Source organism: Micromonospora sp. LHW51205, from assembly GCF_003315815.1.
Lineage (GTDB): Bacteria > Actinomycetota > Actinomycetes > Mycobacteriales > Micromonosporaceae > Micromonospora > Micromonospora chalcea.
The window spans coordinates 185,911-201,551 of record NZ_QMEZ01000002.1 but is presented as its reverse complement, the minus strand read 5'-3'; the positions used below and the strand labels follow the sequence as shown (position 1 = coordinate 201,551).

Below are 15,641 nucleotides of genomic sequence, written 5' to 3'. Positions count from 1 at the left end.
CGCGCACGACAGCGGGAGGTGCCTGCGGTGCCGCGACGGAGGCTTCCGGCGCGTGGAAAGATGGCGGCCATGTGCGGACTCCTGGCCTTCTTCAGCGCGCGCGGCGACGCCGCCGCCCACCGCGACAACATCGCCGGCGCACTGGAGTGCCTGCACCACCGTGGCCCGGACGAGACCGGGGTCGAGGTGGTCGGCGACGCCTCCGGCCGGTACGCGGACGGTGTGTTCGCGCACAAGCGCCTGGCGATCATCGACGTGGCGCTGAGCCACGAGCCCCTGCCGTACGCGGGCGGGCGGTACCTGCTCACCTTCAACGGCGAGATCTACAACTACATCGAGCTGCGCGAGGAGCTGATCCGCGACTACGGCGCCCAGTTCGCCACCAACGGCGACGGCGAGGTGATCGTCGCCGGCTACCACTACTGGGGTGAGCAGGTGCTCACCAAGCTGCGCGGCATGTTCGCGTTCGTCATCTGGGACCGGCAGGAGCGGCGGGCCTTCGGCGCCCGGGACTACTTCGGCATCAAGCCGCTGCACTACCTGGAGACCCAGGACGGCCTCTACCTCGCGTCGGAGAAGAAGGCGCTGCTGCCGTTCGCGCACTCGGCGTACCAGGGCGACGCGGGCATCGACACCGCCAACCTGAGCCACTACCTGACGCTGCAGTACGTGCCGGAGCCGGGCACGCTGCACAAGGGGATCAGCCGGATCGGCTCGGGGGAGTACCTGAACTGGACCCCTGGTGGCCGGATCGAGGTGCGCCGCTGGTACCGCCCGGTGTTCCGGCCGGCCCCGGTCTCCGACGAGCAGCGGCTCTACCACGACATCCGGGAGACGCTGCGGGAGAGCGTCCGGATGCACATGCGCTCGGACGTGCCGGTCGGCTCGTTCCTGTCCAGCGGCATCGACTCCACCGCCGTGGTGGCGCTGGCCCGCGAGTTCAACCCGAACATCCTCACCTTCACCGTCGGCTACGACGTGCCCGGCTACTCCGAGATCGACGTGGCCCAGGACTCGGCCCGGCACCTCGACGTGACCACCATCCCGACCAAGATCGGGCCGCAGGACATGATCGACGCGCTGCCGAAGATCGTCTGGCACCTGGACGACCCGGTCGCCGACCCGGCGCTGGTGCCGCTGTACTTCGTGGCGAAGAAGGCCGCCGAGCACGTCACGGTGGTGCTCTCCGGCGAGGGCGCGGACGAGTTCTTCGGCGGCTACACGATCTACCGGGAGCCGCTGTCGCTCAACTCGGTGAACAGCCTGCCCGACGGCGTGCAGAAGGGCCTGCGCGCGGTGTCCAAGGCGATCCCGCAGGGGGTCAAGGGCAAGAGCTTCCTGGAGCGCGGCACCACCCCGATCGAGCAGCGCTACTACGGCAACGCCCGGATGTTCACCGAGGAGGAGAAGCAGCACCTGCTGCGCCGCTACGACCCCTCGGTGCGCTACACCGACGTGACCGCCCCGATCTACGCCGAGTGCACCGAGCTGGACGACGTCACCAAGATGCAGTACGTCGACCTCTACACCTGGCTGCGCGGCGACATCCTGGTCAAGGCCGACCGGATCTCGATGGCGCACTCACTGGAGGTGCGGGTGCCGTTCCTGGACCGGGAGGTGTTCAACGTCGCCGCCGGCATCCCGGTCGACCTGAAGCTGCCGCCCCGCTCCGAGGCCACCAAGTACGCGATGCGCCAGGCGCTGCAGGGCGTCGTGCCGCCGGCCATCGTCAACCGCAAGAAGCTGGGCTTCCCGACCCCGACCCGGGTCTGGCTGCGCGGCGAGATGTACGAGTGGGCGCGGCACGTGCTGTCCACCTCGGGCGCGGGCGACCTGATCGACCTGTCGTACGCGATGCGCCTGCTGGAGGAGCACAAGCGGGAGGAGGCGGACCATTCCCGCAAGGTGTGGACCGTGCTGATCTTCTGCATCTGGCACGCCATCTTCGTCGCCAAGACGCTCGACCCGGGCATCCAGCGCAACCAGTCCGCGCTGCTCACCAAGCCGGTCGTCGGCAGCATGGTCCGCTGACCCGAGCGTGACGAGGAAGGGCCCCCGGGGTGTTCCCCGGGGGCCCTTCCCGTTACGGGGTCACCTGCCGGTGCAGGTGACCGTCGGCAGGGTGTTGGTGCCGGAGAAGTTCGCGGTGAAGCCGAACGTGGTGGTGCCCTCCGGCGGGACGCTGCCGTTGTAGGCGGCGTTGGAGACGCTCACCGACGCCCCGCTGCCGCTCAACGTGCCGTTCCACACCTGGTTGATGGTCTGGCCGCTGGGCCAGGTCCAGTTCGCGGTCCACCCGGAGTACGTCCGGGTGCTGTGGTTCATGATCGTCACTTCGCCCTGGAAGCCGCCACCCCAGGCGGTGACCACCTTGTACACCGCCATGCAGGAGCCGGCCGGCATGGTCGGGCTGGTCGTCACCGGCGGAGGCGAGGTCGGCGGCGCGGTCGTCGGGGGCGCGGTGGTCGGGGGCGCGGTGGTCGGGGGCGCGGTGGTCGGCGGCGCGGTCGTCGGGGGGTTGCTGCCGCCCGAGCCGATCCCGGTCACCTCGCCGTTACCGCCGTCGAACGTCACGTCCGAGCAGCCGAAGAAGTTCTCCTGGCTGTCCGAGCGGACCCAGCGCGAGTAGATGATGTGCCGGCCGCTCTTGTTCGACGGCAGGTTGCCGGTGAAGTAGTAGTGACCGTCGTTGGTGCCGACCGCGCCGCGCTGCGGCGGGTTGGTCACCTGCAGGAACGGCTGCTCCTCCAGGTCGCTCCAGGCCAGCGGCCGGTTCGGGCTCCAGCTGTCCTTGGTCACGTAGAAGTAGAACGTGCCCGGGTGGTGGGCCCAGTTGCTGTACCGGAACTCCATCGACCGGCCCGCCGTCAGGTGGGTGATCGGCCAGTCGTTGCGCGCCGCGTCGTACCCGCTGAAGCCGGGGTTGCCGCCGCTGCACAGCTTGCCGTCGGGGATGAACCCGACGGTCCGCCCGCCGGCGTCGGAGCGCAGTACGCTGAACCAGTTGTACAGCGAGTTCGCGCCGCTCTCGGCCACCGCCGACGAGCAGGCGGGGTTGTTCGGCCGGATCTCACCGGTCCCGGTGAGGCCGTCCTTCCAGCACAGGTAGGTGCGGGCGCCCGGCGTCATGGCCGCGCCGTGCGCGGCCGCCGGTCCGGAGTTGGTGACCAGGGCGAACGCGCCCAGGGTCAGGGTGGCGGCCGCGGTGAGCAACGCGGCCGTACGGGATCGGGATCGGTGCACGGGGATCTCCTGACTCGCGGAGCGTGGCCCGGTTCGGCCCGCCCCGCTGCGACGAGCGGATGCGACGATCGCGGTGCCCGCGCCCGGTCGGAGTGCGGCCGTGGCCGTCGACGGGCGCGCACCGTCTGCGGTCCGTTGCCCAACGGACCGTGGATGCCCTCGCGTCGGATCGACCCGGCGGCCGGTGACGCGGCAGCCCCCGCGTCGTCACCCGGCACCGCCATCCCACCACGTCCGGGCGCGGCCCGCAATAGGCGCCGTTCGATGCCAGGGTCCCGGCGCGCGGTGGCGCCGGTATGCGCCAGGATCGGGGTAGGACGACGAGGGGAGCCAGGATGGGGTACGCGGTGGTGCTCGGCGAGGCGCTGGTGGACCTGCTCGACGCCGAGCGCGACGGAGAGCCCGTCTACCGGCAGGCGATCGGCGGGGGACCGCTCAACGTGGCGGTGGCGACCGCTCGGCTCGGCGGAGACGCGCGGTTCGTCGGGTCGCTCGGCGACGACGCGCTGGCCGGACGGATCCGCGCCTTCCTCACCGACGCCGGTGTGGACGTGAGCGGGACGGTGACCGTGCCGGCCCCGACCGCGCTCGCGGTGGCCACCTTCGCCGGCCCCGAGCCGGACTTCCGCTTCTACGGCGAGCCCCGCTCGTACGCGCTGCTCGGCCCGGACGACCTGGACGTGGCGCTGGTCGAGGGCGCGGACGTGCTCTACTGCGGCTCGATCGTGCTGCTCGCCCCGCCGGTGCTCGCCGCCGCCCGGCGCGCCTGGTCGATCGCGGGCGCGCTGCGGGTGTTCGACCCGAACGTGCGGCCCCGGCTGCTCACCGCCCCGGACGCGCTGGACGGGCTGCGCGCGGTGGTCGCCGAGTTCGCCGCCGCCGCGCACCTGGTCAAGCTCAGCAGCGCCGACGCGCGGGTGCTCTACCCGCACGAGCCGGTCGAGGGCGTGGCCGCGTACCTGCGGGAACTGGGCGCGAGCACGGTCGTGGTCACGCTCGGCGCGGACGGCGCGCTGGTCGCCGCCGGCGACGACGTGGTGCGCGTGCCCGCGCCGAAGGTGGACGCGGTGGACGCGACCGGCGCGGGGGACTCGGTGATGGGCGCGCTGGTGGCCGAGCTGCTGGCCGCCGGTGAGCCGGCCGACCCGGCCGGGTGGCGGGACCGGGTGGCGTTCGCGCTGCGGGTGGCCGCAGTGGTCTGCGAGTCACCGGGTGGCGCCACCGCCATGCCCACCCGCGCCGAGGTGACCGCCCGCTTCGCGTGAAAGGAAGGGCCCCTTGTTAACGCCTCAGGTAGAGAAGGGGCCCCTTCTTAACGCGCTCAGCGCTCAGCCCGCGTGCGGGTCATCGTCAGGACGGTGACCAGGGTGAGGACGGCGGCGCCGGCCAGGACCGTGGCCATCGGCAGCGCGCTGCCCTCGCCGCCGAGCCCGACCAGGGGCGCGGCCAGCGCGCCGACGACCGACTGGATGCCGCCCATCAGCGCGGCGGCGGTGCCGGCGTGGCGGGCGTGCGCGTCCAGCGCCAGCGCCGTGCTGTTCGGCGTCACCATGCCCAGCGCGCCGACGTACCCGAACAGCGCCACCGCGGTCAGCGCGAGGCCGTCGGTCAGCGCGCCGCTCAGCACGCCGGCCGCGGCGACCAGGCCGACCGCCAGCGCGGTGACCAGCAGCCGGCGTGGCGGGAACCGGTCGAGCAGCCGGGCGTTCAGCTGCCCGACGGCCACCAGGCCGAGCGCGTTGACGCCGAAGATGACGCTGAACACCGCCGCGGAGACGCCGAAGACGTCCTGGAACACGAACGACGACCCCGAGATGTACGCGAACAGCCCGGCGAAGGCGAAGCCCTGGGTCAGCGCGTACCCGAGGTAGACCCGGTCGGCGAGCAGCGACCGCATGGTCCGGGCGGTGGCCCCCAGCCCGCCGGTGCTGCGGCGCTCGGCCGGCAGCGTCTCCGGCAGGCGCAGCGCGACCGCGACGGCCAGCACCGCGCCGATGGCGGCCAGCACCAGGAAGACGGACCGCCAGGAGCCGAACCGGAGCACCAGGCTGCCCACGCCCGGCGCCGCGATCGGCGCGACCCCGAAGACCAGGGTGAGCCGGGAGAAGTACTTCGCGGCGTCCCGGCCCGAGTAGAGGTCGCGGACCACGGCGCGGGCGACCACCACGCCCATGCCGCCGGCCAGGCCCTGGGCGAACCGGACGGCGGCCAGCAGCGGGGCGTTCGGCGCCGCCGCGCACGCCAGCGCCAGCACGGTGTACGCGACCACGCCCACCAGCACCGGGCGGCGGCGCCCCCAGCGGTCGCTGAGCGGCCCGGTGACGAGCTGGCCGAACGCCAGGCCGATCAGGCAGGTGGTCAGCGAGAGCTGGATGCCGGCCTGGTCGGCGCCGAGGTCGCGGGTCATGGCCGGGAACGCGGGCAGGTACATGTCCAGCGAGAGCGGGCCGATCGCGGTGAGCGTGCCGAGCAGCACCAGCAGGCTCGCGCCCCCGGTGGACGCGGTGGCGCCGGCACCGGTCGGGCGGGCGGCGGGCGGCGCGGCTTGACTCACGAGCGGGTACCCCCTGAAATCCGATGTGCTCGGGTACCTTACCTCTGTAGTCAGAACTATTGCGATGTGAGGCGGGTGACCCCGTGTCGACGAACGAGCAGGTCGCGCGGTTCGGCGCGGTCCTCGGGGAGCTGCACCGGCTCGTGCGCCGCCGGTCCACGGCGCGCGCCGGGCGGGACCCGCTGCCCGAAGCTCAGGTGGAACTGCTCCTGCTCGTCCGGGACACGCCGGGCATCAGCGGCAAGGACGTGGCCCGGCGCCTCGGCACGGCGCCCAACACGGTGAGCACGCTGGTCCGCGACCTCACCGACGCCGGGCTGCTGGCCCGCGACCGCGACCCCGCCGACCGCCGCGTGGTCCGGCTGCGCGTCACCGAGGCCGCCCACCGGCGGATGGCCGACCACCAACGGCACCGCACCGCGCTGCTCACCGAGGCGCTGGCCGACCTCGACCCGGCGGCGCGCGACGCGATCCTGGCCGCCGCCCCGCACCTCGACACGCTGCTCACCACGCTGCGGGCACACACCCGCCCGGAACGGGACCCCCGTACGTCCGGAAACCCGGTGGCCGCCGCGCCGCCCGGCACCGGATGATCGCCCGGTGATGCTGCACCAGGACGAGACACCTGTGGACGAGGGGATCGTCCGGGCGCTGCTGACCGACCAGCGCCCCGAGTGGGCCGCGCTGCCGTTGACCCCGGCCGGCGCCGGGACCGACAACACCATGTACCGGCTCGGCGACGACCTGCTCGTCCGGCTGCCCCGCACCGCGGAGAAAGCCGGCGCGCTGCGCAAGGAACAGCTGTGGCTGCCCCGGCTCGCGCCACTGCTGCCGTACCCGGTGCCGGAACCGCTCCACGCCGGGACGCCGACCGCCGCCTTCCCGCTGCCGTGGTCGGTGCAGCGGTGGATCCACGGCGACGAGGTCGGACCCGGCACGGTCCGGGACTGGGCCGCCCTCGGGGCCGACCTGGCGGTGTTCGTGCGTCACCTGCACGCGGCCGACCTGCTCGGCGCGACCCGCGCGGACGCGCTGAGCGGATACCGCGGCGGCAGCCTGCACCCCTGTGACACCTGGGTCAGCGCGGCGCTCGACGACTGCCGGCGCAGGATCGGCGACGAGACCGACGTCGACACCCTGCACCGGCTCTGGCGCGACGCCCTCACCCTGCCCGAACCCACCGGCCGGCACGTCTGGCTGCACAGCGACCTCAAGCCCACCAATGTGCTGGCACGCGACGGCCGGCTGTGCGCGGTGATCGACTTCGGCGGGCTGACCGTCGGGTTCCCGGACGCGGAACACGCGCCGATCTGGGACCTGCCGCCGCCGGCCCGGCACGCCTACCGGGAGGCGCTCGGTGTCGACGACGTGACCTGGGTACGGGCCCGCGCCTGGGCGCTCGGGGTGGCGGCCAGCGGCGTCTCCTACTACTGGCACACGTTCCCGGCGTTCGTCGCCGAGTGCCGCAACCGTCTCCGCGAGATCCTCGCCGACGCCGGCTGAGCCCGGGCCGCCGCTCAGGCGGTGCCGTCGAGTTCGGCGTAGCCGCGGCGGGCGGCGATCAGGCCCGGCCGGGCGCCGAACGGCGACTCGGCCGCCACCCGCTCCGGCGGCGCGCTGCCGGTGTGCCCGGCGCGGATCAGCCACGCCTGCCGCGCGAGCTGCGCGTGCTGCTCGCGGACGAAATCCGCGCCGACCGGCTCGCCGTGGCCCGGCACCACCACCGTCGCGGGCGTGGTCAGCCGCAGCAGGTCGGCCAGCGCGTCCGGCCACCGCAACGGGTACGACTCCTCGAACGCCGGCGGCCCGCTCTGCTCCACCAGATCGCCGGCCACCAGCACGTCCGCATCGGGCACGTGCACCACCAGGTCGGCGTCGGTGTGCCCGTGCCCGGGATGGCGCAGCACCACCCGGCGGCCACCGACGTCGAGCACCGTCTCCTCGACCACCTCGTGCGTCGGCGCCCGCAGCTCGGTACGCGCCAGCTCCTCGGCCAGCGCCGGATCCTCGGCGCGCATCTCCTCGTACGCGGCGCGGCGCAGCGCGTCCGGCCGGTCCCGCAGCGCCGCCACGGCCTGCGGGTGCGCGTAGATCGCGGTGTCCGGCCCGGCCAGCGTGGCGTTGCCGAAACAGTGGTCGAAGTGGTGGTGCGTGTTCACGATCGTCCACGGGTACGGCGTCACCGCCCGCGCCGCCGCCGCCAGTTCCCGCGCCTGCCCGGCCGTGGAGAGCGTGTCGACCAGCAGCGCCGCGCCGTCGCCGACCACGAGCACCACGTTCACCGCCAGCAGCGGCTCACGTCGCACGTGCACACCGGGGGCGACCTCGGTGAAGCCGGCGGTCATGACGGGCCGAGGGCCCGCTCGACGAAGCGCTGCCGGTCGACCAGCGCCCGCTCGACCCGGCCCTGCGCCGCCACCGTCGGACCGTCGGTGACAGTCACCTCGAAGACGAGCCGCTTCCCGTCGACCTTCACCAGCTCGGCGTGGGCGGCCACGGTACGCCCGACCGGGGTGGCCGCGCGGTGCTCCAGCTCCACCCGTACGCCGACGGTGGTCGACCCGGACGGCATCCGGGTCGCGGTGGCGGCCACCGTCGCCGCCTCGGCCAGCGCCAGCACGCGCGGGGTGCCGAGCACCGGCACGTCCCCGGAGCCCACCGCCTGCGCGGTGTCGGCGTCGGTCACTGTCAGCTCGACGCGGGCGGTCAGGCCCGGCGTGAAGGGCGACTCCGGCTGCTCCTGCATGCGGCCGAGCCTAGTGCAGATGAACGGGGGCCGTCCGGCGTCCGAGCCGCCGCGCCCGTGTCGTCCCCGCCCGCCCGCAGGCCCGCCCGTCGCCCGCCGTTAACCTTGTCCGCGATGGCCGAGCAGACACAATCTCCGACCCCCGCCCCCGACGCGACCACCGAGTCGCCCGACGGCGGGCGCCGCCGTGTGATCGCGATGACCATCTGGGGCGTCGCCTTCGTGGCGGGCTGGCTCGTCATCGGCCTGCCCACCGACCCGGCGTACGCGTTCCTGTGGATCTGGGCCGGCACCGTCGCCTGGAACTCGGCCCGCCCGTGGCGCAGCCACCTGCGCTTCGCCCGGGACTGGATCCCGGTGGTGCTGCTGCTCGCCGCGTACAACCTGTCCCGGGGCTTCGCCGACAACGGCGCCACCCCGCACGCGATGGAGCTGATCGTCGCCGACCGGTTCCTCACCGGCTGGCTCACCGGCGGTGAGGTGCCGACGATCTGGCTGCAGGAGCGCCTGTACGACCCGTCCGAGGTGCGCTGGTGGGACGTGCTGGTGAGCTGGATCTACTTCTCGCACTTCGTGGCGACGTTCGCCGCCGCGGCCGTGCTGTGGATGCGCAACCGGCGGCGCTGGATCGCGTACATGTCCCGCTGGGGCTTCCTGTGCGCGGCCGGCCTGGTCACCTACTTCGCCTACCCGGCCGCGCCGCCGTGGTGGGCGGCGCAGAACGGCCTGCTGACCGAGGTCGCGCGGATCTCCACCCGGGGGTGGAAGGAGATCGGCATGCACGGCGCGGGCAATCTGCTCAACGCCGGGCAGATCGCCTCCAACCCGGTGGCCGCGATGCCGTCGCTGCACACCGCGTTCGCGCTGTTCGTGGTGCTGTTCTTCATGCGGTCGGTGCGCAAGCGCTGGTGGCCGCTGATGCTGGCGTATCCGCTGGCCATGACGTTCACGCTGATGTACAGCGGCGAGCACTACCTGATCGACGTGCTGGTCGGCTGGGCGTACGTGGGCATGACGTTCCTGGTGGTCGGCCTGGCCGAGCGCTGGTGGGCGGCGCGGCGGGCCCGGCGTGCCGGTGAGCCCGCCGGCGCGGCCGGCGTGCCGCAGCCCGCCACCGCGGCCGAGGCCGACGCCCCCGCCGACGACCGGGACGCGGTGCCGGCCGAGCGACGCTAGCCCCGCTGGCGGGTCAGCGGCGGTGGTCGGCCCGGCGCGCGGCCCGCGACCGCTCGGTCAGCTCCGCGGCCAGCTCCCAGGCGTCGGCCAGGTCCCGGTCGACCGCCGCCGCCCCGGCCCCGCCCGCGGTGTCCGCGTGCACGGTGGCCAACCGCAGCAACCGCTGCGCCGGCCCCTGCGTGACGCGCACGCTCTGGATCCGGGCGTACGGCACCAGCGTCAGCTGGCGGGTCAGCAGCCCGGACCGGGCCACGAACACCCGCTCGTCGAGGCCGGCGCCGACCACCTTGCGGCTCAGCGGGCGCAGCCAGCGGGCCCGGGACGGGGGCGGCGTGCCGGGCAGCTCGTCCAGCCGCACGCCGGGCAGCACCTCCGCCACCACCATCGCGCCGGTGCCGGCGTCGCCGACCGGCAGCAGCCGGTCCGGGCGGTTGCGGTCGTCCGGCTCACCGGCCGAGTAGCCGGCCACCTCCAGCCGCAGCCGCAGCCAGCCCTTCATCCGCCAGAGCAGCGGCCAGGTCGCCCGCACGGTCTGCACCCGGTGCAGTGGCACCGTCTGCACCCGCGTCTCCAGCAGCCCGTTGTGCACACGCAGCGTGCCGTCGTCCCGGTCGAGCCGGAAACTCCAGTCGTCGAGCACCCGCCGGACCGGTTGCAGCACCACACCCGCCATAGCGGTGAGCGTGCTCGCCACCGCGATGAACGACCACGAGCCCTCGGAGAGGAACTGGGCGCCCACGAACACCACGCCGACCGGCAGCAGGAACGCCTGCGGCGTGAGCAACTGGCTGACCAGCAGGTCCTGGTTGCGGACGACGTGCAGCCGGCGGCCGGCCGGCGCGGACGCGACCGGCGTACCCGGGGCGGCCGGCACGCCCGGCTCGGCCACGGCGGACGGGGCCCGGCCGGCGACAGCGAGCAGCCGCTGCCGCAGCGCGGTGGCCTCGGCCACGCTGAGGTAGGCCAGCGGCGCCTCGGTCTTGCCCCCGCCGACCACCTCGAGCCGCAGCTCGGCCAGGCCGGTGAGCTGGGCCAGCAGCGGCCGGACCACCTCCACCGCCTGCAACCGCTCCAGCGGGATGGCGCGCGTGCGCCGCCACAGCAGGCCCTCGTACACGCGCAGCTCCCGGCCCACCAGGTGGTAACCGGTGTTCCACCAGCTCACCACGGACAGCACGGTGGCCCCGAGCACGAAGACCGTGACCAGCAGGGCGAACCAGCCGAACCCGACCCGCGACAGCGTCGACCAGGACAGACCGGCGATCACGACGACGAGTGACTTCGCGCCGTGCAGCGCGGGGCTCAGCGGATGCAGCCGCTGCCGCGGTTCCTCCCCGTCGGACGAGGGCGCGGCGGCCGGACCCCAGGGTCCCGGGTACGGCGGCGCGGGCGCGGGCCACGGCCCGGGCGTCGCGTCGGCTGCCGTCCCGTATCCGGGCGGGGGCCCGTAACCGGGTGGTGGCGCGTATCCGGGCGGTGGTCCGTAGCCGGGCGGCGCGGCGGACGGCCCGTAACCCGGCCCGGGCGGCTGTTCCGGACCGGCCGGCGGTGGGGGACCGGGCGCCGCCCCGGGCCGGTCGTCGTGGGGCCGCGGCGCGCCGGGATCGCTCCGGTCGCTCACAGGCCCTCCGCCCGGTCCTCGCCCAGCGCGGTGAGCCGGTCGCGCAGCCGGGACGCCTCGGCCGGACGCAGCCCCGGCACCCGGGCGTCGCTGGCGGCCGCCGCCGTGTGCAACTGCACAGTGGCGAGGTCGAAGGCACGCTCCAGCGGACCGGCGCTCACGTCGACGAACTGCATCCGGGAGTACGGCACGATGGAGAGCCGCCGCACCAGCAGACCGTGCCGCACCAGCAGGTCGTCGTCGCGCTCGGCGTACCCCCAGGCGCGGACCGCACGCACGATGGTGATCGCCCGCCAGACGCCGATCAGCAGGGCCACGCCGACGGCGGCGCCGAGCAGCCAGTGCCCGGACAGCGCCCAGGCCACGCCGAGCACCACGAGCGCCACCGCCAGCCCGATGCCGAGCCGGATCAGCTCCACCCAGATCAGGTCGCGGGAGATCGGCCGCCAGTCGACGGTGTCCGGCCAGGGCTCCAGCGCGCTGCGCGACGCGGGCGGGAGGCCGGTGTGGCCGTCACCGCTCACCGGGAGGACCTGCCGTGCTCGCCGGCGGTACGGGCTCGGGTCGTCTGCTCGCTCACGCTTCGAGCGTAGGCGATCAGGGAAGCGGGACCACCTCGCGGAGGAAGCCGCGTGCGTCGAGGAAGTCCCCGAGGGAGTCCCGGTGCGCCGGGCAGGCGAGCCAGGTCTTGCGCCGGTCGGGCGCGTGCAGGCGGGGATTGTGCCAGCGGAGCTGGTAGGCGGCGGGAGCACGACACCCCCGCGCCGAGCAGATCAGCTCGTCTTCGGGGGCGTTGGGAGTCGTCACCGGGGCGAGTCTAGGCGTCGCACGCCGGGAGTTTTAGCGCCGGGCGGCCACGGGGGGAGCCGCCCGGCGACGGGGTGAATCGTACACACTGCGGACCCCTTTTTGTCCACCCGTGTTCAGCGTTTTCGTGCGGCGGTACGGCGTGGCCGGACGGCGCGGCGAAAATCGTGCCTCTCCCACCCTCGGCTCTCAGCGAGGCATGACAGTCTTGATACGCACCACGCCGCGACGACGACCCTGCTGTGGAGGACCGGTGGCCCAGCCGACCACACCCGACGTGCCGAACCCGACCGAGGCGCCGCCGGACGCCCCGCCCCCGGCGGCCACCACCCCGGCGCAGGACGCCACGCTGCTGGAGCGGGCGCTGTTCGAGACCAAGCGGGTGATCGTCGGCCAGGACCGGATGGTCGAGCGGATGTTCGTCGCGCTGCTGGCCCGGGGGCACTGCCTGCTGGAGGGCGTACCGGGCGTGGCCAAGACGCTCGCCGTGGAGACGCTGGCCCGGGTCGTCGGCGGATCGTTCGCCCGGGTCCAGTTCACGCCGGACCTGGTGCCCGCCGACATCATGGGCACCCGGATCTACCGGCAGTCCAGCGAGAAGTTCGACGTCGAGCTGGGCCCGGTCTTCGTCAACTTCCTGCTCGCCGACGAGATCAACCGCGCGCCGGCCAAGGTGCAGTCGGCGCTGCTGGAGGTGATGAGCGAGCGGCAGGTCTCCATCGGTGGCGAGAGTCACCGGGTGCCGGACCCGTTCCTGGTGATGGCCACCCAGAACCCGATCGAGCAGGAGGGCGTCTACCCGCTGCCGGAGGCGCAGCGGGACCGCTTCCTCATGAAGATCGTCGTGGGCTACCCGACCGATGCCGAGGAACGCGAGATCGTCTACCGGATGGGCGTCGCCCCGCCGGAGCCGGCCCGGGTGTTCGACACCCCCGACCTGATCGCCCTGCAGCGCAAGGCCGACCAGGTCTTCGTGCACAACGCGCTCGTCGACTACGCGGTCCGGCTGGTGCTCGCCACCCGGGCGCCGGCCGAGCACGGCATGCCCGACGTCGCCCAGCTCATCCAGTACGGCGCGAGCCCGCGCGCCTCGCTCGGCCTGGTCCGGGCCACCCGCGCGCTGGCGCTGCTGCGCGGGCGCGACTACGCGCTGCCGCAGGACGTGCAGGACATCGCGCCGGACATCCTGCGGCACCGGCTGGTGCTCAGCTACGACGCGCTCGCCGACGACGTGCCGGCCGACCACATCGTGCACCGGGTGATGTCGACCATCCCGCTGCCCGCCGTCGCGCCCCGTCAGCAGGCCGCGCCGCCGCCGGCGGTGCCGCACAACGGATGGCCCGGGCAGCGGCCGTGACCCCGCCCACCCGGCTCGCCACCGGCGACCGCTCCGGAGCCGTGCTGGCCCGGCTCCAGCTCATGGTCACCCGCAAGCTGGACGGGCTGCTCCAGGGCGACTACGCCGGGCTGCTGCCCGGCCCGGGCAGCGAGGCGGGGGAGTCCCGGGAGTACCGGCCCGGCGACGACGTGCGCCGGATGGACTGGCCGGTCACCGCCCGCACCACCATGCCGCACGTGCGGCGTACGGTCGCCGACCGCGAGCTGGAGACCTGGCTGGCTGTGGACATGTCGGCCAGCCTGGACTTCGGCACCGGGCGGTGGCTCAAGCGGGACGTGGCGGTCGCCGCCGTCGCCGCGCTGGCTCACCTCACCGTGCGGGGCGGCAACCGGATCGGCGCCGTCGTCGGCACCGGCGGGGCCGGTGGGCCGGGGACGATGCTGCGGCTGCCCGCCCGGTCCGGCCGCAAGGAGGCCCAGGGGCTGCTGCGGGCGGTGGCCGGCGCCGAGATCCGGCCCGGTCGCAGCGACCTCGGCGCGCTCGTCGACATGCTCAACCGGCCGCCCCGGCGGCGCGGCGTGGCGGTGGTCATCTCCGACTTCCTCGCGCCGCCGCAGCAGTGGGGCCGGCCGCTGCGTAAGCTGCGGGTCCGCCACGACGTGCTGGCCGTGGAGGTGGTCGACCCGCGGGAAATGGAACTGCCCGACGTGGGGGTGCTGCCGGTGGTCGACCCGGAGAGCGGGGAACTGCACGAGGTGCAGACCGCCGACCCGGGACTGCGCCGCCGGTACGCCGAGGCGGCGGCCGCCCAGCGCGGGGCGATCGCCGCCGAGCTGCGCGCCGCGGGCGCGGCCCACCTGCGCCTGCGTACCGACCGAGACTGGCTGCTGGACATGGTGCGTTTCGTCGCCGCGCAGCGGCACGCCCGCACCCGAGGGACGACGCGATGATCCGTTTTCTGCAACCGTGGTGGCTGCTGGCCGTGCTGCCGGTGCTCGCCCTCGCCGCCGCGTACGTCTGGCGGCAACTGCACCGCCGGCAGTACGCGCTGCGGTTCACAAACGTCGACCTGCTGCGTACCGTCGCGCCCAAGGGACTGGGCTGGCGGCGGCACGTGGCGGCCACCGCGTTCCTGCTCTGCCTGCTGGTGCTGGCGACCGGGCTGGCCCGCCCGGCGATCGACACCCGCGAGCCGCTGGAGCGGGCCACCGTCATGCTCGCCATCGACGTGTCGCTGTCGATGCAGGCCGACGACGTGTCGCCGAACCGCCTGGAGGCGGCGCAGGAGGCGGCCAAGCAGTTCGTCGGCGAGCTGCCGGAGAGCTACAACCTGGGGCTCGTGTCGTTCGCGAAGTCCGCGAACGTGCTGGTGCCGCCGACCAAGGACCGGGCGGCGGTGAACACCGCCATCGACGGGCTGGTGCTGGCCGAGGCGACAGCCACCGGCGAGGCGGTCTTCACCTGCCTGGAGGCGATCCGGTCGGTGCCGGCCGACGGCGCCGCGGGCATCCCGCCGGCCCGGATCGTGCTGCTGTCCGACGGCTACCGGACCTCCGGCCGGTCGGTGGAGGAGGCCGCCGCGGCGGCGCAGGCGGCGAACGTGCCGGTGTCCACCATCGCGTTCGGCACCGACTCGGGGCAGGTCGACATCGGCGGGCAGCTCCAGCGGGTGCCGGTGGACCGCACCGCGCTGTCCCAGCTCGCGGAGACCACCCAGGGCTTCTTCTACGAGGCCGCGTCGGCCAGCGAGCTGAAGCAGGTCTACCAGGACATGGGCAGCTCGATCGGCTACCGGACCGAGCCGCGCGAGATCACCCAGTGGTACGCGGGCGTCGCCCTGCTGCTGGCGCTGTGCGCGGGCGGGCTGAGTCTGCTCTGGACGTCCCGGCTGGTCTGAGCCGGGCCCGGCCGGCGGTGGTCAGTGACCGCCGCCGGCCAGCACGAACAGGACCGCCACCCAGACGGCGGCGAGGGTGAAACCCAGGGGGGCGACGTAACGGCTCATGGGTGTGCTCCGTGGCGACAGTCGGCCCGGTGCGGGCCGTGGGGGGTCGGGGCGTACGCGCACGAAGTCGTGACCGGGTGCTCCGCCGCGCGGCAGGGCCGCCCCGGCGTGGGCGCCGGAGAGCGGATGCGGTGCGGAGGGCGGGAAGCG

Annotated in this window: 15 protein-coding genes; 8 read left to right on the top strand and 7 right to left on the bottom strand. The window is 74.2% G+C overall.

Annotated features, from left to right (window positions below; genetic code table 11):
* Positions 1-69 precede the first annotated feature (69 nt).
* Positions 70-2,031 (top strand): asparagine synthase (glutamine-hydrolyzing), encoded by a 1,962-nt coding sequence (gene asnB / locus DQE82_RS08835; protein WP_043329713.1) that lies wholly within the window; start codon positions 70-72, stop codon positions 2,029-2,031.
* A gap of 60 nt (positions 2,032-2,091) precedes the next feature.
* Here asnB and DQE82_RS08830 read toward each other — a convergent pair whose 3' ends face one another.
* Positions 2,092-3,243, bottom strand: a complete 1,152-nt coding sequence (locus DQE82_RS08830) for a lytic polysaccharide monooxygenase (RefSeq protein WP_113972461.1) — start codon at positions 3,241-3,243, stop codon at positions 2,092-2,094.
* A gap of 335 nt (positions 3,244-3,578) precedes the next feature.
* Here DQE82_RS08830 and DQE82_RS08825 point away from each other — a divergent pair, with 335 nt between their 5' ends.
* On the top strand, positions 3,579-4,508 hold the full coding sequence (locus tag DQE82_RS08825; RefSeq protein ID WP_064445343.1) for a carbohydrate kinase: 930 nt from the start codon (positions 3,579-3,581) through the stop codon (positions 4,506-4,508).
* A gap of 56 nt (positions 4,509-4,564) precedes the next feature.
* On the opposite strand, the gene DQE82_RS08820 is transcribed toward DQE82_RS08825, so the two are convergent.
* Positions 4,565-5,797, bottom strand: a complete 1,233-nt coding sequence (locus tag DQE82_RS08820; RefSeq protein WP_104115085.1) for a multidrug effflux MFS transporter — start codon at positions 5,795-5,797, stop codon at positions 4,565-4,567.
* An 83-nt stretch (positions 5,798-5,880) separates the two neighbouring features.
* Here DQE82_RS08820 and DQE82_RS08815 point away from each other — a divergent pair, with 83 nt between their 5' ends.
* Positions 5,881-6,390 carry a MarR family winged helix-turn-helix transcriptional regulator gene (locus tag DQE82_RS08815; protein WP_043329717.1) on the top strand — a complete coding sequence of 170 codons (510 nt, stop codon included), beginning with the start codon at positions 5,881-5,883 and terminating at the stop codon, positions 6,388-6,390.
* Positions 6,391-6,400: 10 nt separating this feature from the next.
* Positions 6,401-7,300 (top strand): aminoglycoside phosphotransferase family protein, encoded by a 900-nt coding sequence (locus tag DQE82_RS08810; protein ID WP_199495984.1) that lies wholly within the window; start codon positions 6,401-6,403, stop codon positions 7,298-7,300.
* Between the two features lie 14 nt (positions 7,301-7,314).
* Here the strand turns inward: DQE82_RS08810 and DQE82_RS08805 are convergent, their stop codons facing one another.
* Both DQE82_RS08805 and DQE82_RS08800 read right to left on the bottom strand, forming a co-directional pair.
* A complete protein-coding gene (locus DQE82_RS08805; protein WP_113972459.1) occupies positions 7,315-8,142 on the bottom strand; it encodes an MBL fold metallo-hydrolase in 828 nt (275 codons plus the stop codon).
* Positions 8,139-8,543 carry a thioesterase family protein gene (locus DQE82_RS08800; protein ID WP_030504258.1) on the bottom strand — a complete coding sequence of 135 codons (405 nt, stop codon included), beginning with the start codon at positions 8,541-8,543 and terminating at the stop codon, positions 8,139-8,141. The genes DQE82_RS08805 and DQE82_RS08800 overlap by 4 nt, the downstream gene beginning before the upstream one ends.
* A gap of 114 nt (positions 8,544-8,657) precedes the next feature.
* Here DQE82_RS08800 and DQE82_RS08795 point away from each other — a divergent pair, with 114 nt between their 5' ends.
* Entirely contained in the window at positions 8,658-9,719 is a 1,062-nt protein-coding gene (locus DQE82_RS08795) for a phosphatase PAP2 family protein (RefSeq protein WP_113972458.1), read from the top strand.
* Between the two features lie 13 nt (positions 9,720-9,732).
* Here the strand turns inward: DQE82_RS08795 and DQE82_RS08790 are convergent, their stop codons facing one another.
* The 3 genes from DQE82_RS08790 to DQE82_RS08780 all read right to left on the bottom strand — a co-directional run bounded on the left by DQE82_RS08790 (position 9,733) and on the right by DQE82_RS08780 (position 12,147).
* The gene (locus tag DQE82_RS08790; RefSeq protein ID WP_370446786.1) at positions 9,733-11,340 is read right to left on the bottom strand and encodes a PH domain-containing protein; all 1,608 of its coding nucleotides are present in this window, start codon (positions 11,338-11,340) and stop codon (positions 9,733-9,735) included.
* A complete protein-coding gene (locus DQE82_RS08785) occupies positions 11,337-11,864 on the bottom strand; it encodes a PH domain-containing protein (RefSeq protein ID WP_064445350.1) in 528 nt (175 codons plus the stop codon). The genes DQE82_RS08790 and DQE82_RS08785 overlap by 4 nt, the downstream gene beginning before the upstream one ends.
* 73 nt (positions 11,865-11,937) lie before the next feature.
* Positions 11,938-12,147, bottom strand: a complete 210-nt coding sequence (locus DQE82_RS08780; protein ID WP_069087711.1) for a hypothetical protein — start codon at positions 12,145-12,147, stop codon at positions 11,938-11,940.
* Between the two features lie 253 nt (positions 12,148-12,400).
* Here DQE82_RS08780 and DQE82_RS08775 point away from each other — a divergent pair, with 253 nt between their 5' ends.
* From DQE82_RS08775 to DQE82_RS08765, 3 genes are read left to right on the top strand one after another with little or no spacing between them, the layout of a single operon-like run.
* Entirely contained in the window at positions 12,401-13,504 is a 1,104-nt protein-coding gene (locus DQE82_RS08775) for a MoxR family ATPase (RefSeq protein ID WP_043329721.1), read from the top strand.
* On the top strand, positions 13,483-14,436 hold the full coding sequence (locus DQE82_RS08770; protein WP_113972457.1) for a DUF58 domain-containing protein: 954 nt from the start codon (positions 13,483-13,485) through the stop codon (positions 14,434-14,436). Before DQE82_RS08775 ends, DQE82_RS08770 begins: the two co-directional genes overlap by 22 nt.
* On the top strand, positions 14,433-15,383 hold the full coding sequence (locus tag DQE82_RS08765) for a VWA domain-containing protein (protein WP_064445352.1): 951 nt from the start codon (positions 14,433-14,435) through the stop codon (positions 15,381-15,383). Before DQE82_RS08770 ends, DQE82_RS08765 begins: the two co-directional genes overlap by 4 nt.
* Positions 15,384-15,641: the final 258 nt, after the last annotated feature.